The sequence below is a fragment of the Kordiimonas sediminis genome (assembly GCF_014656395.1).
Classification (GTDB): domain Bacteria; phylum Pseudomonadota; class Alphaproteobacteria; order Sphingomonadales; family Kordiimonadaceae; genus Kordiimonas_A; species Kordiimonas_A sediminis.
The window spans coordinates 1171700-1191647 of sequence record NZ_BNCI01000001.1; the positions used below are offsets into that span (position 1 = coordinate 1171700).

At 50.6% G+C, this 19948-nt stretch carries 17 protein-coding genes and 1 tRNA gene; 11 read left to right on the forward strand and 7 right to left on the reverse strand.

All coding sequences use genetic code 11. From position 1 onward, the window contains the following. The first annotated feature begins 95 nt into the window (after positions 1-95). Entirely contained in the window at positions 96-1157 is a 1062-nt protein-coding gene (locus IE181_RS05240; protein WP_191250520.1) for a hemolysin family protein, read from the forward strand. A gap of 33 nt (positions 1158-1190) precedes the next feature. Here IE181_RS05240 and IE181_RS05245 read toward each other — a convergent pair whose 3' ends face one another. The 3 genes from IE181_RS05245 to IE181_RS05255 all read right to left on the reverse strand — a co-directional run bounded on the left by IE181_RS05245 (position 1191) and on the right by IE181_RS05255 (position 3520). Next, complete coding sequence (locus tag IE181_RS05245) at positions 1191-1637, reverse strand: hypothetical protein (RefSeq protein WP_191250522.1); 447 nt, start codon at positions 1635-1637, stop codon at positions 1191-1193. Between the two features lie 157 nt (positions 1638-1794). Further along, the gene (locus IE181_RS05250) at positions 1795-2004 is read right to left on the reverse strand and encodes a cold-shock protein (protein WP_191250524.1); all 210 of its coding nucleotides are present in this window, start codon (positions 2002-2004) and stop codon (positions 1795-1797) included. A 55-nt stretch (positions 2005-2059) separates the two neighbouring features. Then, the gene (locus IE181_RS05255) at positions 2060-3520 is read right to left on the reverse strand and encodes a DEAD/DEAH box helicase (RefSeq protein WP_191250526.1); all 1461 of its coding nucleotides are present in this window, start codon (positions 3518-3520) and stop codon (positions 2060-2062) included. A gap of 409 nt (positions 3521-3929) precedes the next feature. Here IE181_RS05255 and IE181_RS05260 point away from each other — a divergent pair, with 409 nt between their 5' ends. From IE181_RS05260 to IE181_RS05275, 4 genes are all read left to right on the forward strand, one after another. Further along, positions 3930-5516, forward strand: coding sequence for a serine hydrolase (locus IE181_RS05260; RefSeq protein ID WP_191250528.1), 1587 nt, complete (start codon positions 3930-3932; stop codon positions 5514-5516). A gap of 49 nt (positions 5517-5565) precedes the next feature. Next, positions 5566-6009 (forward strand): phosphatase domain-containing protein, encoded by a 444-nt coding sequence (locus tag IE181_RS05265; protein ID WP_191250530.1) that lies wholly within the window; start codon positions 5566-5568, stop codon positions 6007-6009. 405 nt (positions 6010-6414) lie between these two features. Beyond that, positions 6415-6627 (forward strand): hypothetical protein, encoded by a 213-nt coding sequence (locus IE181_RS05270; protein ID WP_191250532.1) that lies wholly within the window; start codon positions 6415-6417, stop codon positions 6625-6627. Positions 6628-6629: 2 nt separating this feature from the next. Then, positions 6630-7271 carry a 2OG-Fe(II) oxygenase gene (locus IE181_RS05275; RefSeq protein WP_191250534.1) on the forward strand — a complete coding sequence of 214 codons (642 nt, stop codon included), beginning with the start codon at positions 6630-6632 and terminating at the stop codon, positions 7269-7271. A 25-nt stretch (positions 7272-7296) separates the two neighbouring features. Here the strand turns inward: IE181_RS05275 and IE181_RS05280 are convergent, their stop codons facing one another. Further along, a complete protein-coding gene (locus tag IE181_RS05280) occupies positions 7297-7779 on the reverse strand; it encodes a hypothetical protein (RefSeq protein WP_191250536.1) in 483 nt (160 codons plus the stop codon). A gap of 311 nt (positions 7780-8090) precedes the next feature. Here IE181_RS05280 and IE181_RS05285 point away from each other — a divergent pair, with 311 nt between their 5' ends. From IE181_RS05285 to IE181_RS05295, 3 genes are all read left to right on the forward strand, one after another. Continuing rightward, a complete protein-coding gene (locus IE181_RS05285; RefSeq protein WP_191250538.1) occupies positions 8091-8660 on the forward strand; it encodes a carboxymuconolactone decarboxylase family protein in 570 nt (189 codons plus the stop codon). A 289-nt stretch (positions 8661-8949) separates the two neighbouring features. Further along, positions 8950-9420 (forward strand): (2Fe-2S)-binding protein, encoded by a 471-nt coding sequence (locus IE181_RS05290; RefSeq protein ID WP_191250541.1) that lies wholly within the window; start codon positions 8950-8952, stop codon positions 9418-9420. A 5-nt stretch (positions 9421-9425) separates the two neighbouring features. Further along, positions 9426-11738 (forward strand): xanthine dehydrogenase family protein molybdopterin-binding subunit, encoded by a 2313-nt coding sequence (locus IE181_RS05295; protein WP_191250543.1) that lies wholly within the window; start codon positions 9426-9428, stop codon positions 11736-11738. 91 nt (positions 11739-11829) lie between these two features. Here IE181_RS05295 and IE181_RS05300 read toward each other — a convergent pair. Further along, positions 11830-11906, reverse strand: a tRNA-Arg gene (locus tag IE181_RS05300). 73 nt (positions 11907-11979) lie between these two features. Next, positions 11980-12840 (reverse strand): hypothetical protein, encoded by an 861-nt coding sequence (locus IE181_RS05305; protein ID WP_191250545.1) that lies wholly within the window; start codon positions 12838-12840, stop codon positions 11980-11982. A 219-nt stretch (positions 12841-13059) separates the two neighbouring features. Here IE181_RS05305 and IE181_RS05310 point away from each other — a divergent pair, with 219 nt between their 5' ends. From IE181_RS05310 to IE181_RS05320, 3 genes are all read left to right on the forward strand, one after another. Beyond that, complete coding sequence (locus IE181_RS05310; protein ID WP_191250547.1) at positions 13060-13842, forward strand: substrate-binding periplasmic protein; 783 nt, start codon at positions 13060-13062, stop codon at positions 13840-13842. 52 nt (positions 13843-13894) lie between these two features. Next, positions 13895-15568: an acyl-CoA dehydrogenase family protein gene (locus tag IE181_RS05315; RefSeq protein ID WP_191250549.1), complete on the forward strand. Its 1674-nt coding sequence runs from the start codon at positions 13895-13897 to the stop codon at positions 15566-15568. Between the two features lie 170 nt (positions 15569-15738). Continuing rightward, positions 15739-16419 carry a hypothetical protein gene (locus tag IE181_RS05320; protein WP_191250551.1) on the forward strand — a complete coding sequence of 227 codons (681 nt, stop codon included), beginning with the start codon at positions 15739-15741 and terminating at the stop codon, positions 16417-16419. A gap of 130 nt (positions 16420-16549) precedes the next feature. Here IE181_RS05320 and IE181_RS05325 read toward each other — a convergent pair whose 3' ends face one another. Beyond that, a complete protein-coding gene (locus tag IE181_RS05325) occupies positions 16550-19810 on the reverse strand; it encodes a VPS10 domain-containing protein (protein ID WP_191250553.1) in 3261 nt (1086 codons plus the stop codon). Between the last annotated feature and the right edge of the window lie 138 nt (positions 19811-19948).

Sequence of the window (19948 nt, forward strand, 5' to 3'; positions counted from 1 at the left end):
AGACTGTGTGTTTATAATGCTGCATGGTTGGGCTTGTTTCAACCGACACGACACATTAAATATGTGCGTATCTTAATTGTCCCTGAAAGGTCTCAATGACTCTCCTTCTTTTCTATTTATTTTTGGCGCTGCTTGTTTCGTGTTTCTGCTCGGTCGCGGAAGCGGTTCTTTTGTCTGTACGGCCATCTTTTGTGACTGCCCTCAAAAAGCAGGGTAAGGCGAGCGCACAAACGCTGGAGCATCTGATCGAGAATTTGGACCGTCCACTGGCGGCTATTCTGACGGCTAATACCATTGCCCATACTATTGGTGCAGCTGGCGTCGGTGCGCAGGCTGCTGTGGTTTTTGGTAATGAATACCTGGGTATCACCTCGGCTGTATTGACGTTGTTAATTCTTGTGCTGTCGGAAATTATTCCGAAAACACTGGGTGCGACTTACTGGCAGCAGTTGGCGCCGGTTTTCGCACCGATGATTAATGGCCTTACAAAGCTATTGCTGCCGTTTGTCTGGATGTCGGAAAAATTAACCCGTGTGCTATCGCGCGGTAGTGACGAAGGCTTCACATTCAGCAGAGCAGAAATGCAGGCGATGGCAGAAATCGGTGCCCGTGAAGGCTTGCTGGACAGCAAGGAAGAGAAGATTGTCAGCAATCTGATGCGGCTCAGAAAACTGTCTATCCGGGTTATTATGACCCCGCGCACCGTGGTTTTTTCAGTACCGGCAAATATGACGGTGCAGGATTTTTTCAACGACCACGCGACCCAACCTTTTTCCCGTATTCCGCTCTATGATGAAAGCCGGGATGAAGTAGATGGTTATGTGTTGCGGGCTGACCTTCTGATGGCACAGGCACGGGATGAGTTTGCTAAGCCGCTGTCTTCGTTCAAGCGTCCATTTCTGATGATTTCCACCCATGCGTCTGTGTCTGAAACTTTCGACAGGCTGTTGCACGAACGGTCCCACATTGCGCTGGTGATTGATGAATATGGAACGATGCAGGGAATTGTAACCCTTGAAGATGTGCTGGAAACCCTGATCGGGCTTGAAATCACAGACGAACTGGATGCAGTTGAAGATATGCAGAAGCTGGCAAACCGCCGATGGCGCGACCGCATGTCTGCAATGGGAATCGACCCGGATAGCCTGAAATCCTGAGGGGCGAAGGATAAGTAACCAGCGAAGCGATCGTTAAATTGCGCGGCCAAGGCTCAAGAGCTCATTCAGGCCGTGCAAAATTTCCTTATGCTTGGGAATGAAACGGAAGAATTTTTCGATACTGTCTTTGACCGTTTGCGTTGCTTCCATCGCTTCGTCCGTGTCTTCGACAGATCGCAGATGATCGATCTGATATTGTTCGTTTACATACGCCATCTCGGCACCTGTAATCACAATAGAAAAGCGGCTTTCGTTGGCGCGTTCAGTGTTATCAAGAATACGGTGCATTTCATCGCCGTGTAGCTCTTGGCTGAGCTCCCCCATAAGTCCGTCTACCAGTTCCAGAAGATGCCGTATTTTGGCGTATCGCCTGTGATCCGTTTCCAGCATAACGGCTTTTGCTCTGAAAGCTGTGTGGATGGTGTCAGTGAAGGTGGTCCACTCTGCTACCCATTCTGAGTTTTGAAGGTCAAGATTCATGATTATCCCCCTTTTGCAGCGACGTGCCGGGACAAACTATATCATAAATAAAGGAGGCTCTCAATTCGGAGCAATCAACGGGAGAGGGGGAGTGAAGACCTGATAGTCTTCACTCATTTTCTTCAGTCTGCCAGTAGCAGACGCAAATATCTGTGTATTATTTTAGTTCCAGGTTTTCGGCAGATGATTTGCCGCGAGCCTTATCAACAACAACTTCGTAAGAAACTTTGTCATTGTCATTCAGACCGTTCAGACCTGAACGCTCTACTGCGCTGATGTGTACAAATACATCCTGGCCGCCATCATCAGGTGCGATGAAACCAAAACCTTTAGTTGGATTGAACCATTTTACTGTTCCTGTAGCCATGTTATTTTTCCCTTCATATATAAAATAACGATTAGTGATAGTTATAGGCAGAATACTATGGGCTAGTAGTCTGCGTACGTTGTGTGTTTGCATTGCTGAGAATGCGCATTAGTCCGCTTGTTGTGTTGTCGGCCTGGGCCGGTTTCCTTCTGTCGGTCTCTGACCGTGTCTTTTTAGGGTGACCCCGTTTTGCGCCATTACTATGGGGCTTTCGGTGTGCTTTCTTGCCAGATACTGATATGTTTTCGCCCTGATCCCCGCTAGGGTCGCTAGCCTGTGATCTCTTTTGCGAATTGTCTTTTGATTTGCTGCGTGCTTTTGACCTGTTAGCACTTTTCATCTGCTTCGGCGTTTTCTGTCGATTTTCTTCAGACGTTTTAGAGGGGTTTCTCCTCTCGTCCGAAGATGGGTCAAGATTTTTGCCGATCAGTTTTTCAATATCCCGCAGCAGTTTGATCTCATCAGAAGCGCACAGGGAAATGGCAATACCACTTCGGCCTGCTCGGGCGGTCCGTCCAATTCGGTGGACATAGGATTCCGGTACGTTAGGCAGTTCAAAATTGATAACGTGCGAAACGCCGTCAATATCAATGCCGCGGGCTGCAATATCTGTCGCAACAAGAATTTTTGTCGTGCCAGCCTTAAAACTTGCGAGCGCTTTTTCCCGCTGGGACTGGCTTTTATTGCCGTGAATAGCAAGTGCGCTAAGGCCTACTCCTTCGAGGTGTTTGGCCACTTTGTTCGCACCGTGCTTGGTCCGGGTGAAAACGACCGCGCGTTCAATATCCTTTGCCGACAATATGTCGCACAAGACCGCGCGTTTTTCTGCTTTTTCCACACGTCGGATGCTTTGTTCAATCCGTTCGATTGGCCGTGATGCAGGCGCGACAGATATCTCGGTTGGTTTCTGCATAAAGTCCTTGGCCAGTGAGCGAATTTGATCCGGCATTGTCGCCGACATTAAAACGGTTTGTCGCTTAGAGGGCAGAGCCTTCATGATCCGGCGAACAGACGGCAGAAAGCCCATATCCATCATTTGGTCTGCTTCGTCAGCGATGACAATCTGGGTTGCGCTCAGGTCGATGGCATTTGTGCTCATATGGTCCAAAAGCCTGCCAGGCGTTGCCACCAGAATATCTAGACCACGTGCGCAGGCTTTGATTTGGGGGCCGGGCTTGGTGCCGCCTACAACAACGGCTGTTCTGACCTGCATAAACTTACTATAGGTATGAATATTATCAGCAATCTGTGCGGCCAATTCACGCGTCGGGGTGATAATCAGTGCACGGCAGCATTTGCTTTGCGGGCGCATGGGGGCCGTTGCAATCTTATTTAGGATTGGCAATACAAAGGAAGCAGTTTTACCGGTGCCAGTCTGGGCAATGCCGATAACATCCTGATCTGCCTTACAGGCAGGTATGACCTTTGTTTGAATGGGGGTTGGTGTTGTGTATCCTGCTTCCAATATGGCTTTCAGGATTGGCTCGGCCAAGCCGAGGGTATTAAATGATGTCAATCAATCTCTTCAATCAGCCGTCTGTCATTAACAGCTCATACTGTAATAGCGGCGTTATTTTTTCGGAGCCTGCGTAGATAAACTGCCGTTTGTTATTGTGCCATTTGTTGGCTATTCAGGGCAGTAATCATGGGATCAGTGACGAGAACATTTTTGCCGCTGATTGGTATCATCTACACGCGGCGAGTGCTGCACACAAAACACACATTGTGCGTAATAGCAAGCAGAAAACATTTCCTTTGCCAGTTACGGTGCAAGCTTATACAGTGCTCACAGAGTATAAATTTGCACGATGAAAACTGGAAATTATTTTCAGTACAATGAGTTAGCTGTTGGCTGTTGGCCAATTGAAGGCTTGCTTTCACTGGGGGCAAATTTTTGAAAATTACGTTCAGGTTGGGAGAAGACGATGATGCGTCTGTGGGTTTTGTGCATGCTTTTTGCGGGATTACTGTCCAGTTTTTCGGTACGGGCTGATTCTGTTGAGGTCGACGATATGGACAAACTTTCTGTCCCTATTTCGGCAGCAGAAATAGATGCTTTGGTGGAACGGGCTTTGGTGGAATTTAACGTTCCGGGCATCGCGCTTGGCATTATCAAAGACGGACGTATCATCCATAATAAAGGATACGGTGTCCGCAATCTTGAAACTGGTGCACCGGTGACGGCGGACACACTGTTTCAAATCGCGTCTAACAGTAAATCCATGACAGCAACCGCGCTTGGGCTATTGGTCGCTGACGGCAAGATTGACTGGAATGACCCTGTTAGTAAGCATCTACCGAAATTTCGGCTGGAAGATGAATGGGTCACCCGCAATTTTACAATATTGGACATGCTGACCCACCGCAGTGGTTTGCCGCTTGGCGCGGGGGATTTGCTGTTTTTCCCGGATCCCACGGATGATATTGACCGTGTGTACCGCGCGCTGGCAACCATTCCCGCGGTTTCCAGTTTCCGCAGCAAATATGATTACGACAATCAGCTATATACACTGGCGGGGCAAATCATTGAATCTGTGTCTGGCATGACCTACGCCGAGTTTATCGAAACCCGTATCCTGACGCCTATGGGCCATCCGCAGTGCAAGGGCACGTGGGCAAATGTCCCAAAGGGCGCAAACTGGGCCACACCCTATACGTGGACGGGTTCCCAATATGTTGAAAATGATCCGAAAACAACCACACTTTCTGCGTCAGCAGGCGGCGTGAACTGCACCACAGGCGGTGTTTTGTCGTGGCTGCAAACACAGATGAATAAGGGTAAGGCGCCCAATGGCACCACGATCTATTCGGCTGATTTGCAGAAGGAATTATGGACGCCACGGACAATCATTACCTCTGGTCTTAAGGATGAACCTTCGCTCCGGATCAGTACGACTATGTATGCGCTTGGCTGGCGCATTGCAGAATATCAAGGCAAGCAAACAATCGGGCATACGGGCGGCCTGAACGGTATGAAGACATTAATGTCAATTATGCCGGAATATAACCTGGGTATTGTGATCCTGACCAATCAGGCAAGCGGCTTTGCCCGCCCGGCGATTTTATCGACCCTGCAGGAAGCTTTCACCGGGATAAAAGCACCACAAACCTTTGATGATTTTGTCCGGGATTCACAGCAAAACTCTTCCGGGGCAGAGGAAGAAATGGCGGCTGCGTGGGCTTCCCGCAATAGCGCGCTGAAACCCAGTTTACAGGCAGACGCCTACACCGGGCTTTACCGGGATGAATGGTACGGTGACATTCAGATTGAAGACCAGGCAGGGACAATGCGGTTCCGGTCAACATGGGGGCCGCGCCTGAAAGGCGACATGCGTCACTTCGAAGGGGACACATGGATTGTTGTGTGGGACGATAGAACCATGAAGGCCGATGCAAAGCTGACTTTCGTCATTAAGGACGGCCTTGTGACGGGTATTCGCATGCTGCCTTTTGACCCAAGGACGGATTTCAGCTTTGATTTCCAGCATTTGAATTTGCGGCCTGTCCGATAAGTGGGGGCTCTTTTCCTGAAAAGCAGTATAGGTATAGGCAGAGACTATTATGAAGCCATTGGTGTTGTTTGATGTTGACGGTACGCTCGCTGATATAGCGCACAGACGCCATTTTGTGCAGAACGGCAAGAAAGATTGGCGTGCCTTTTTCAAACATATGGGGGACGATACCCCCAATGCGCCTGTGGTTGGTCTCTATCAGGCATTGCAGGCGTCGGACCGGTACGATCTGGTTATTGTCTCTGCCCGCCCTGACAATTACCGCGAGTTGACGGAGCAGTGGCTGGTCTGGAACGGTATTTCCTTTGATCGCCTGATTATGCGCAAGGAAACTGACAACAGACCCGATACAGAGGTAAAGAAAGATATTCTTGATATGCTGTTGGCTGAGGGACGGGAGATCGCGTTTGTGGTCGATGACCGTGACTGCGTCGTAGACATGTGGCGTCAGAACGGTATCGCCTGTCTGCAGTGCGCACCCGGCGCTTTTTAACGCACCGTCTCTGTCCCGGCATCAGGGTCTATGGACTTTCGCAAACTTTTTGCAACATTGGTGCTGACGGTGTGGTCGGGACAGCCAGACACAGGGATTATGCCGCCCATACGCGGTTCGGGCGAGGGAAATACTAACATTTTTCAGCCCGTATTTTCCATAAGGGGTATGGCTCCAGAAGCTGTGATGGGCATTGGAAGCAAGTCGTAACTTGTTTCACACTCTGTATTGTCGAATAGACTGATAGTTTACCGGTTTTACCGGTGAATACGCCCTGTTTGACGTCCGCATGGGAATTCTTTTTACATTTATTGAATAATTCGATAATACCTATTGAATATATTCGCTATTCAAAAACATGAAACAGGCTCAAAGAGAATTACAGGCCCTTTGTAAGGTATAGGTATGAGCCGTTTTTCATATGTCGATGATTCCATAGGATTTGAGGATGAGGATTATTCCTCTGACCGTTTCCGTTTGTCGTGGCCGCTGAACGAAGTTGCGCTTTTCTCTGCGCTGAACAGTTATATGACGGTTGATGATATTGCAGAAGAATATGGTGTCTCCACGGACGATGTGATTGAGCTGTGTGAACGCTACCAGCTTGATTGGGATTGACCTTGTACCTGGGGCCAGAACATGGCCAGCAACCACTGACATTTGCAGCCGTGGCCCAGCCATCCCTGAACCTTGATCCAGTAATACTCCGTGATTTTCTCTCGCCACAAGAATGTAGCCTTATGCAAGAAGGTGCGTTTGCAGAAGGCATGAAGGCAGCAAAACTTGCGGGTGGTACGGCTTTAAAGTCGGTTAGATCAGCAGAAAGTTGCTGGATTGATCTGGAAGCGTACGCTTGGTTCGAACGCAAAATGCTGCGGGCCTTGTCTGAAATTACCCGAACATATTTTCCTTTTGAAATTGACGGTTTTGCTGAAGGCATTCAGGTCCTGCGCTATGAGGGGGCTGCTGTGACCGATGGGGCGGCTAGCCAGCCCGGTGATTTTTATGATTGGCACAGCGATGTTGGCAGCAGTGGTTCGACCCGGTCAAGAAAACTGACATTTGTGATCCAGCTTAGTGACCCATCCGATTATTCTGGCGGGCAACTGGAGGTAAATACCACCGGTGATGCGTGCCCTTTACCAACGGAGCAGGGTACACTTGTAGCCTTTCCGGCTTTTGCCCTGCACCGTGTTACACCGGTCACCCAGGGGACGCGATGGTCCCTGGCCCTTTGGGCGCATGGTCCGGCATTTAGGTAGGGACGAACAAACTAGTTATTGAAATCTATTGTTCTTTAGTTATCCCTATCTTGAGAAAATCATCAGCCCATCCATCGAAGCCCCCAATGGCCATTTTATATTCAAGTATGATATCAACATCATAAGATGGAATTTGGGTGCGATGGAAAGTCATTTTTCCTTCCCATGCTTTGACGCCAGTTGCAGGGCCTTTAAATTTGGCACCTGATAAGCAACTAATCGTATTGAGGATATTATTCTCAAAAAACTCTGTGGAGGTATTCCCCATCACCCATTGGCAAAACCGCTGCGGTCTTGGGTCAGTTTCACTGGTAACACACCACTTGACAGAATCAACAAGCCATCTGCCATGACGGCCATATTTGAGCTCAATGGTTTCTCCAGCATCTAGAGTTTGCGCGATTTCTTCAATTGGAGTGCAGAAGTCATTTCTCTGAAAGGTGGATTGATCTTTTGTGCACGCTGTCGTTGCCACAGCCACAGCCAACATCAAGCCTGTTTTCAGCATTGATAATTCCCTCTTTCAAGATTGATTGATGCTAATATTTATCTTTGGTTGAGTCCAGACAGTTTCTTGGTATGAAAAAGCAGCGCAAAGGGTGGGCAGGATTAACACCGCGGTGATACCTGCCGAGAAAGCAGACGTGAATGGGGCCACCAGATACTATGCCCGGAAGACAGTGCTCATAACCCTCTGTTGACGCCGGTTGGCTTCACAAACTGTTGTACAGTATGTGAGTTGACCGATCGGTACACCTTCTTATATCCAGTGAAGACAAACCCGTCTAAACACTTGAAATCAGTATATAGGAAGTACCCATGACAAATTTTACCACATACACGATTGACACAGCACCAGTGAAGGCGAAGCCTTTTCTTGAGGGGGCGAAGAATGTGTACGGCTTTGTGCCAAACCTTCTTGGCACAATGGCAGAGGCACCAGCCCTTTTGGAAGGATATCTGACACTTGCAGGTATTTTTGACAAAACCAGCCTGACTGAGACGGAGCGTCAGATCATTCTGATGACGAACAATCGGTTGAACGGCTGTACTTACTGTATGGCGGCGCACACTACAATTTCGCAAATGGCGAACGTGCCAGCAGATGTTATTGATGCCCTGCGCAGCAACACCCCAATTGCGGACGCTAAACTGGAAGCGCTTCGTGTATTTGCTGGTGTGGTAACAGAAACGCGCGGCTGGCCCGAAGAGACTGACATCGAGGCATTTCTTGCCGCAGGCTATACCCGCCAGACGGTGCTGGAGGTCATTCTGGGCACTAGCGTGAAGGTCATGTCCAACTATACAAACCATGTGGCAGAGACCAAACTTGATGATGCTTTTGCCCCGAATGCCTGGTCGGAAGCTAATCTGGTAGCCGCAGAATAATCCGCATTTTTACTGTTTGCCAGCTATGTTCGGATTTCTGAGTTGTACCGAGTAACAGAAATTGGAATGTAGCTGGCATCTCTCCCTCCCTACAGGTGCCTAATCTTTCTTGTCTCGTCTCTCCGTTTCTATCTTTTCCTCGTAAATCTTAGCCGAGTTTATCATCCCTATCCGCTAAGTGTGAATAGTGTCGTCCCAAGAGAAGATGCGCAGACACGCGCGCGGTGGCCCTTGCTGTGCAAAGCAGCATATGGGCGGACAATAACATAATCGGACAGCGAGGAACGATATGCAAATAACGGTAAACGGCAGAAGTATTTCTATCAACGAGGGGCTAGATGGGGAGATGCCTCTTTTGTGGTTTGTGCGTGATTTCGTGCAGCTTACAGGGACAAAGTTTGGTTGCGGTATTGGTCAGTGCGGTGCCTGCACGCTGCATGTAAACGGAGATGCCGTACGGTCATGCAGCTACCCGGTGTCTGCCCTGTCTGAGGGGGACGCGGTCACAACAATCGAAGGCATTGCGGACGGGGAAAAACTGCACCCGGTGCAGCAGGCGTGGAAAGAATTTGACGTGCCTCAGTGCGGTTACTGTCAGGCAGGACAGATGATGGCCGCCATTGATTTGCTGAAACAATATCCAAACCCCACTGATGAAATTATTGATCAGAACCACGATAACCTGTGCCGCTGCGGTACGTATGACCGTATTCGCAAGGCGATCCACCGGGCAGCTGACCTGATGGCAGGTAAGGGGTAATGCACATGACAAAAGCACAAACCCGGGGCGGGATCACACGCCGTTCTGCCATACGTGTGTTCATTGGGGGCGGCGCGCTAATAGCGGCTGCGCCGTCGCTGACCTTGGCGGCGCCGAGCTCATCTGACAGGGCAATGACAATCCGCGATCTGTTTGGCGGTGACATTGGCCCAATGGTGATTATTCATCAGGATAATATAGTCACGCTGGAGGCCCCGATCCCGGATATGGGAACAGGGGTTGAAATGGCGCTTCCGATGATCCTTGCAGAGGAACTGGATGTCGATTGGCAGCAGGTTAAAATCGAGCGTTTCAAAGCTAACTCTGTCCCGAATGCAGAGGGGCAGCGGATTCAAAATTATGTACACCAAGGGTCTGGCGGTAGTGCATCGGTTCGTACCGCCTGGCCGCAACTACGCAAATGTGGTGTGATCACCCGGCGGATCATCCTTACCGCCGCTGCGGTGAAACTCGGCGTACCCTATGACCAGCTGTCAACTGATAAGGGGTTTGTTGTTACAGGCGGCAAACGGTTTCCGTATGCCGATTTTATTGACGATGCGTTGATGCAGGACGCGGGGCTGGTCAAACAGAAATTCACGGCGGTAGATAATCCGCATGAAGTGCCTACCTACGAGATAGATATCGACGGGGATTTCTGGGCGGTAAAGCCGCGACAGGAATATGCTGTAATCGGGAAGGACGTTGCCTCCCCGCGGCTTGAAACATTACTGCGCGGCGAAGAGACGTTTGGCATTGATCATAATCTTCCCGGCCAGCTTTATGCGTCAATCGAGCGCTGCCCCTATATCGGTGGTGACGTAAAGTCATTCCGTGCAGAGGAGGCAAAAGCCCTCGCCGGTGTTGTTGACGTGATTGCAGTGCCCGCGGTGACTGCACCGGACAGCGACTATGAATTCAACACGCCCGGTGTTGCTGTACTCGCGACTAGTTACTGGGCAGCCTATAAAGCCAGACAGCTGTTAAAGATTGAATGGGACAAGGGCCCGCAGACCCACGAGAACACAGCCTGGCAGTATGAAAACAGCATCACGGCCTTTGATCAGGATGATAAACGGGATCTGCACAACTCGGGCGATGTGGAAAAGGGGCTAGCGAGTGCGGACAAGGTCCTGGATGTCCAGTATCAGGCCCCGCACTTTGCCCACCTGACGATTGAACCAATGAACTGTGTCGCATCTGTCACGGATGATGGGTGTGTTTTTGGGGCAGGGGTGCAATACCCGAATGGCGCTATCCAGTTTATCAGCGATATTTTCGGTATCCCTGTCGACAATATCACGCATCTGACGTGCAAGCTCGGATGTGGTTTTGGACGCCGGGCGCGCGATGACTATCTGGCGGAGGCTGTGTATCTGTCAAAAACCGTCAAGCGGCCGGTCAAGGTTATCTGGACGCGCGAAGATGATATCCAGCATGATTTTTTCAACCCCATGTCCGTTACACGGATGCGCGGCGGTGTAGACAAAGACGGCACTATCAGTGCGTGGGACTGTCTGTTTTCATCGCAGGGCGGTACAAACATGCAGTCTTTTCCAACGTTGTTGATCCCGAATATGCGGATCAGACACACAAGAAACGCCAGCAAGGCAAAGCTGGGTGCCTGGCGGGGGCCGGGTCATAATCTGGCAGGTTTCTACGCAGAAGGATTTCTGAACGAACTGGCAGAACTGGCGGGGCGCGATCCATACGAGTTCCGGATTGCACTGCTGGGGGGCGACCGTGGCCTGCCCTACACCGGGTGGTATCCGCAGCGGCCTGAAAACCCGACGATCAGCACAAAACGCAACAAAGCGGTTCTGAAAGCAGTGGCTGAAAAAGCAAACTGGAAAGGCGGCAATCCGGCACCAGGTAAAGGCCGGGGCATCGCAAGCCACTATACGTTTGGGGCCTTTGCCGCGATGGTGGTTGATGTAACGGTAGACCAAACCGATGGCACTTTTCAGGTTGACCGTGTTACGGCCGCAATTGATTGCGGGCTGGTGGTGCATCCCTCAGGCGCGCGCGCCCAGATCGAAAGCGGTATCATCGACGGCCTGTCAGCGGCCGTGCACCAGAATATCCAGTTTGACGAAGGGCGGGTAACAACCCGAAATTTCGATGATGTGTATTTGACACGGATGGACACAAGCCCCCGTCATATTGACATCAGCTTTGTCGGCGAGGATGCGGAGCCATTCGGCACGGGCGAGATCGCATTGCCTGCCTTTATCCCGGCGCTTGCAGCCGCACTTTACGACGCAACGGGTGTCCGCATTCGCAAACTGCCCATCGGTGACCAGCTTAAAAAGACATAGGGTGCGTGCGCACACACCCGCCTTGCATTTCAGGGGGTATGCAGGGCGGGAGCAGTTTGTCTTGAAGGATGGTATTTCAGAAGGGTGGGGGTGGTGATCCCTGCTGGACTCGAACCAGCGGCCTACAGATTAGGAATCTGTCGCTCTATCCACCTGAGCTAAGGGACCGTTCAATGACTGCTATAAAGCGCATGCCTTTTAACATGAGCTTGAAAGAGCTTCAATACAAGGAATGGTCGATCTAGTATGGAGCAATAATCTCTTCAAAAATATCAGATTGAAAATCCCTCAGAAGGTTGGGTTCGACATCATTAAGTAGGTTTGTAGGGGTTGTTCTATAAAGCTTGCCATGCTCACTGTATACTAGGGTCTCGCCTTCGACTTCTGCCCATTCCCAATCGGGCAGAATCTTGAGAAAATTGTGTTTATTGTCAGTAAGGACATGCTCATCCCAATAGCAGCCTTTTCCATCACCACTATCGAGCTGACTGTGAGCGATTTTTTGAAGGGAAAGTTCATCGCCACACTTCTTGTGGAAGCTTGATTCGTGATGCCACCGGCCAAGTTCGTTTGTTTGGTCGACGGACCAACCGTCTCTGATCAATCGATGGTAATAGATACCAGGGCATTCATTTCCATAGATTTGGCTGGAAAAATTGCTGTGACCGATTTTGAGTCTGGAGGTTCTTCTGATTTCAAAATGCTCTCGGCTAGAATGGGCGAAAATCTCAATGGTGTTATTATCACTAAAAAGGCCTCCGCCATTCCAGCAATCGCCTTTGCCATAGAGGTCAAGGGCTTTCAGCCACGGAGTACGGGAGACTGCCGTCCATGAGCCCTTGGGTTCACTGCTCCATTTGCCATTCATGGCAAAGTAACTGATATGGCTTCCATCCGGTGAAATATCGGATCGACGCTCATATATGCGTCCTTTTAACCATTGGCCTTTGGTAAAGGTGTCCGTTGCCCGGTCCCAGTGAAAAGTACAAACTCTTTTGGAAGGGCCTCGGCGAAATATAACTGCATCATTAGTGTCGCGAGCAAAGATTGCGTGAAGGCGTGGTGGAAATTCGGTTGTAGCTGTACCTGTTTTGTTTTTCACCTGTTGCGCCTCTCATCAAAATTGGGGAACAGCCCGCCTGATTCTTGAACCGTATCATGGCCGAAGTCACGTTCAAATATTTCCCTGACGGTGCGGGTAAAAGTAGGGGGCAGAGTATTCAAGCAAGAAGTTATGGCTCAGGACTGTGTCACACGTATTTTGGAAAAAGGACCGAAACGGTTATATTTTGTTAAGGGGTAGCACACTATAGTCTGGTTTATGAAGTGGTTCAGATCATACATAGCAGGGTGCCTGTTTGCGGTGATGGTTGCCGGTAGTACCATTTCTGCCGCGCCGTCAGAGACTGAGGAATACGGCTGGATGCCGGACCGGCTGCGCGTTAGCATCGGGACTGTCCCATATATCGTGGACCCCGATAATGACAGCGTTTATTCCCGCATTATTACTGAGGCTTTATCCCGCCTGGATGTGGCCGTGGCAACGCAGTATTTTCCGCTGAAACGGGCGATGCTGAAAATGAAAGCGCAAGAGTTCGACTGTTTTACCGTTGGGTTGCGGGATTCGCCTAACTGGGCAAAGCTGGGCATTGACTACAGCAGCATGCAGTTCATTGGCCCGATCAACACCATTACAATCAAAATGTATGTGCATGAGGACGATCAGTTCCATTCCGTCGAAGACTTCATTGGTGAGTTGGTTGCGGTGGACAGCAGTATTTTAAACTTGCGGGAACTATATCCGCCTGCGGTTCAGTCTTATTCTTTGATCCATACAAAAAGTTTTGTGGAGTCTCTGGAGCTGGTCGCCAAGGGGCGGGCCAAGGCAGCCCTTGTGTATGATATTGAATATCAGGCCCTGCGCAGTTTAAGGCCCGGCTATTTTGGGAAAATCCGGCCGAATGGGTTTGATCTGAAAAGCTATGACGTAGGGTTTGTCTGCAAGAAAGATAAAAGCCTCAGTAAGCATACTGCACACCTGCAAGTCATCCTTGATGACATGAGAGAGACAGGCCAGATTGACCGGATCAGCGGATCGAAATAGGGTACCGGTTCGACTGAGTATTCTATCCCCTATCTGTAGCCGGAGTTTTCCTATGTCTGATACTAGCACGCATGAAGTTTTCAATCAGGTTCCTGTGTACGGGGACATTAACCTGTATGAAAGCGATAGGACGCTGCAGGCTGCGGTAAAAGCCGAAGGCGGCGCCTGGGGGCAGGCAGAAATATCTGCCCTGGGTCAGACATTGGGGACGGTCGACAGTTTCCATCAGGGGCATTTGGCGAATGTCTACACGCCACAGCTTCATAGTTTTGATCAGCGCGGGTATCGCAGTGATCAGGTAGAGTTTCATCCTGCATATCACCAGTTTATGTCCCTGTCGAAAGCCAGCCGCATTCATTGTGGCGCCTTTGATTATCTGGCGGCAGATACAAGGGAAAAGGGTCAGGGCATTGGGACTGTGCGTGCCGCCAAACATTTCATGATGGGACAGGTCGAGGCAGGCCATGTCTGCCCCATTACCATGACCCATGCAGCCATCCCAACCCTGCAGATACAAGAGGAGCTGGCGGATCTGTGGCTGCCCAAGATGCTGTCTACTGAGTATGACCCCGCGTTCAAGCCTGTGGCGGAAAAAGCCGGGGTGACAATCGGCATGGGGATGACGGAAAAGCAAGGCGGTACGGACGTGCGGGCGAACTCCACCACGGCTACCCCAGTTGGGCAATCCGGCCCCGGTAAGCCCTATCACATCACAGGGCACAAATGGTTTATGTCGGCACCGATGTGTGATGCATTTCTGGTGCTGGCGCAGGCAGAAGGGGGCTTGTCTGTGTTTCTTGTCCCCCGGTTTCGGGCAAGTGGTGACATCAATGGTCTTCAATTCCAGCGTCTGAAAAACAAGCTGGGAAATAAATCCAATGCCTCCTCAGAGGTAGAGTTCCGGAACGCAGAAGGATACCTGATCGGTGAAGAGGGCAGGGGTATCGCCAATATTATGACGATGGCCAATTATACGCGGCTTGACTGTGCGCTGGGGTCTGCCGGGCAGATGCGGCAGGCTTTGGCGCGGGCCCACCACCATGTAAGCCACCGCACGGTTTTTCAGAAAAAGCTGATTGATCAACCGATGATGACGTCCCTTATCGCAGACCTTACACTTGAATCAGAAGCAGCAACCCATTTGGCCATGCGCTTAGCCGGGGCCTATGAGGGCCAGTATCGGGGCAGTGAAGACGATACGGCATTCGCCCGCGTAATGACCCCTGTAATCAAATACTGGGTAACCAAACGGGCCCCAGGCTTCGCGTATGAGGCCATGGAATGCCTTGGCGGGAATGGGTATATCGAGGATGGTATTATGGCCCGACTGTACCGTGATCTGCCGGTTAATTCGATTTGGGAAGGATCCGGCAGTGTCATGTGCCTTGATCTGTTGCGGGTGCTGATGCGCGAACCCGGTGCCGTGCAGTCTGTCCTGAAGTGGTTACAGGCTGGAAGAGGTGGTTCGCAGGCATATGATACCGCGCTCGGCGCGCTAGTGGAGATGCTGTCCACGAGCGCGGTGCGGGAAGCAGATGGCCGAATTCTGTGTGAACGTCTTGCAACGCTTGCTGCATCCCGGATCATGGCCGAACGGTCACCGGCGGTGATCGCATCTGCTTATACGGCTACCCGCCTTGATCCACATGGCAAAACTGGTGCGTATGGTGCTTTGCTGGCCACTATTGATGGTCGGGAAATCATCCAGGCAGCATTCGGTACATAAAAACGACAAAATTTGTCATAATTAATATGCGGTGGAATCAATATGTTATCTGCTGCAGATATCTTGCTATCATGGAAAAGCGACTCTTATTGCGGGACTTTTGTCGTAATCGGCCTATATCAAAAGGTATCTGGTGAGGAGTTTTCAACACTAAGATAGCAGGAAAGCACATGTCTTCCTATTACTCCAAAATGAATCAAGTCATTGAGGGGCCAGCCTTTAAAAACGGTGTTTGTAAAGAAGACAGATGGGGGGCTTTTGTTTCTGAACTGCCAAGCCCTCAAAGTCGACAGGTGGCCAATCTATGGAAAAAACTTTGCGCTGAAACGCGGAGCATGCCGAAACGTCATGCCTTGACCTTGCGCAATCTGTGCGGAAATGCGCTTCGTGTTATGGTGATTGACAACCCTATGGATCGTAACGAATGTGTCATCAAACTTTACGGCTCTGAACTGTCGGGCAAGGTAGGGGCCAATCTGACCAACTGGCGGCTTGAAGATACGGCGCTGGACGACGTGCAGGCGGATTTCTGGTTTAAGAATTTTGAAATGTTTCAGGAACCGCGTCCCTATATCAGCATTTACCAGCAACGTGGTTTTGGTGTGGCAGATAAATTATCATACACATTGAACTTGCCGGTGCAGATTGAAGAAGGGCATGTCGCTGGTTTTCTTTATCAGTCCTTATACCGGCTTACCGACTATTACACCGTGAAAGACGGCTCAGCCTCTGACCGGCATAGTGGTGGTTCCAAAGGTGGGGGTAACGATGATCCGTCGATATCTTCCTTCCGAGGGGACGGCGCTGTGGTCAATCTTCGCACGTTTGGGTCGCTGCGCACCTTCCATTAGGATATGTGTCGTCATCAGGGACATATTACGCGCCTTACTAATCACTGCGTCCCGCTCAAAAAAGGAAGTCGCAAAGAAAAGGGCGCCGGAGATATCCAGCGCCCTGTCGTTCTTTTAGGTTACTACGCGATTAGTTGATCGCAGGTACCTCTGCGCCCGGTGTCCAGGGTGCATCCACTGCTTCCAGTGCCTTTTGGAAGGCTGGAACAGTTTCCTGCGACAGAACGTTCAGGCGTTTCTGGACGGAACCGAATGCATCCATGGCGTAGCCAAACTGCTCACGGTGCGTCTTCGTCGGGCCGTACGTGCTGGATGCACCTAACATCGCATGGAAGATACGGCTTTCGATCGTTGCAGGCGTCGCGCCCTTACGTTCGCGGGACTTCTGGCCGCCCAGTGCTTCTTCAATAGCGAACAGTTCAGCACGCATTGCTTCCCACTGGGTGTTCAGTGTGTCATCAGCCACGAACGAACGATCAAGCGCAGTGCGAAGCAGGCCAAGCTGCTTGTGCAGATTACTGATTGTTGCATTCGCACCGGATACAGCCCGCATTGCATTTGCTGTCTTGCGCGCAAAGGCTGCGACTTCCTGTGGGGAAGACCCCTCAAGTGCACCAGAACGCATCACTTCCACATCAAAACTAACGGGACCAGCAAGCTCTGTCACTGCACCGTTTACACGGCTGTATAGAGTTGCCGTATAAGTGCCAGGCGCGGCGAGAGAGCCGGAGTTGCCCAGGAAGTAGTTGTCATTAGACTGACCATTGAGTGCAGAGTGTGCCGGGTACCGCAGGTCCCACGTTACACGGTGAATGCCCTTGGACGTTGGACCGTTCACACGGCGCACAACGTTTCCTTCGCTGTCTTTGATCAGCAGATAGGCAGCAGGCTTGGATTCGCGGTTTTCTGCTTCCAGAACATCCCATGCAGGATAAAGGGTACCCTTGCCGTCTTTTACCAGCTCCTTGTCCGCTTTCACCCGCTTATCTTTTGCAGTCATCAGGCTGTCTTTCAGATAATAGGTCATGGTCGCACCAAACTCAGGGTTTGGAGCTGCGAACTGATCATCGCCCTGACTGTCGCTGTGAAGCGTGCTTGGGATATACCAAGGCGCCGTGCGGGACGGGAACAGCAGAACGTCTTTTTCAAGGTCTTCAGCCGTCATGTCACGCAGTGGCGTATAGTCATCAAGGATGTAAATGCCCCGACCAAAGCTACCTGCAACCAGATCGTTTTCGCGGCGCTGGATTTGAACATCGCGGAACGAGATTGTTGGTACGCCGCCTGTCAGTTCAACCCACTGTTTTCCGCCGTCAAGCGTGAAGAAGAGACCAAATTCGGTACCGATAAACAGCAGGTCTTTGTTCACATGGTCCTGCACAATGCGCCACACCAGATGCTTGTCCGGTAGGTTGGATGCAATGGATTTCCAGGTTTTACCGCGGTCCGTACTTTTGATCAGATACGGTTTATAGTCACCATATTTGTGGTTATCGAGAGCCGCATAAACCGTGTCTTTGTCGAAAAGGTCTGCGCGGATGTCATTGACATAGGCAGTCGCAGGGATGCCTTTGATCTTGCCAATCTCATAGCGTTTCCATGATTGACCGCCGTCCTCGGTTACCTGAATCAGGCCGTCGTCAGTACCAACATACAGAATGTTTTCGTCTACTGCAGATTCTGCGAAGTTTGCGATGGTATTATAGTTGGACATCGCATAGAGATCCCAGCCTGCTTCCTGTGACCATGTGCGGTCCATAACAGGCATGTGCAGACGGTTTTCATTGCGGGTCAGATCCGGTGAAATTGGTGTCCAGCTGTCACCACGATCATCAGAGCGCCATACACGCTGGGAAGCGTGATAGATCCGTTTTGGATCATGCTGCGAGACATTGATCGGGGCATCCCAGTTGAAACGCTCCGCAGGTTCGCCGGGACGTGCCTGTGGCTGAATGATAACGATTTCACCGGTCTTGCGGTCATGGCGTGCAAGGCTGCCCTGCTGCCACTGTGAGTAGAGAATGTCAGGATTGCCAGGTTCGGTTGCCGGCTGGTGACCATCTGCAAACAGGGTCAGGAACCAATCAGAGTTTTTAATGCCTTCCGCACGGTCTGTACGGGATGGGCCACCCTGAGTGGAGTTATCCTGACTACCACCGTAAACATTATAGAAGGGCTTGGCGTCATCGACTGCAATTTTGTAGAACTGGGTCAATGGCAGATTAGCAATGAAGCGCCACTTCTTCATGCTGTCGTTACTTTCGTAAATACCACCGTCCGAACCAATCAGAATGAAATCAGGGTCTGTTGGGTGGAACGCCATGGCGTGATCATCAACGTGCTTGTTTTTATTGTTGATCGGTATCCATGTTTTACCGCCATCGTTGGAAACTTTACTATAGTTGCTGCCGATGTAGACGCGGTCAAAACGGTGTGGATCAGCCCAGATTTCCTGATAGTAGTGTGGGCCGGTACCGCCGGATACTTCATCAGACATCTTAGTCCAGCTGGCACCGCGATCATCAGAACGGTAGAAACCGCCTTTTCGCTCGTCCAGTTCAATCACGGCATATACTACATCCGGGTTAATCGGCGAGATAGCCAGACCGATTTTACCCATGTTGCCTTTTGGCAGGCCATTGGACAGTTTCTGCCATGTCTCGCCACCGTTATCAGACGTATAAATAGCCGTGCCCGGCCCTGTGCCGACATAGGACGCAACAGTTCTTTGACGTTGCCACGTAGCAGCATACAATTTGTCAGGATTGCGGTTATCAATCACCAGGGACGTCACGCCAGTCCATTCGTCAACTTCAAGTGTGTTGCGCCAGGTCTTACCGCCGTCTGTTGTTTTATACAGACCGCGCTGGCCGCCTTTGGACCAAAGCGGACCTTGTGCCGATACCCAGACAGTATTGGAATCGGTAGGGTGTACGATAATGTCCGAGATATGCTCAGACTCTTTCAGGCCCATGTTTTTCCAGGTTTTACCGCCATTGTCTGACCGGTACACACCGTCACCAAAACTGATATGACGACCACCATTGTTTTCACCTGTCCCAACCCAGATAATATTTGGGTTAGATGGGTCCATAGTGACATCGCCTGTTGAATAAACGGCTTCCTTGTCAAACAAAGGGGTCCATGTGGTACCAGCATTTTCTGTTTTCCAGACACCGCCAGAAGACACAGCAACATACCAGGTTGCAGGATCATTTTGATCAACTTCGATATCAGAAATCCGACCTGACATATATGCAGGACCGATATTTCTTAATTTCATCCCACTGAAAGTAGCGCTGGACATCGCATTCTTTGCATCATCGGCGGCAAGGACTGCCGACGGCAAAGAGATGGACGCAGCAAGCGCAAGTGCTGCTATGAGCCTCATAAGCGTCTCCTCGTTTATAGATTTTGTGTAATCCGTACTTGATAACATCCAAAAGAATGAAATAGCAAGTAAATGCGGTTCCTAATGGTTGTAAATGCACAGGTGTTTGGATCATGGGATGGCGGCAAGCATTGTTTC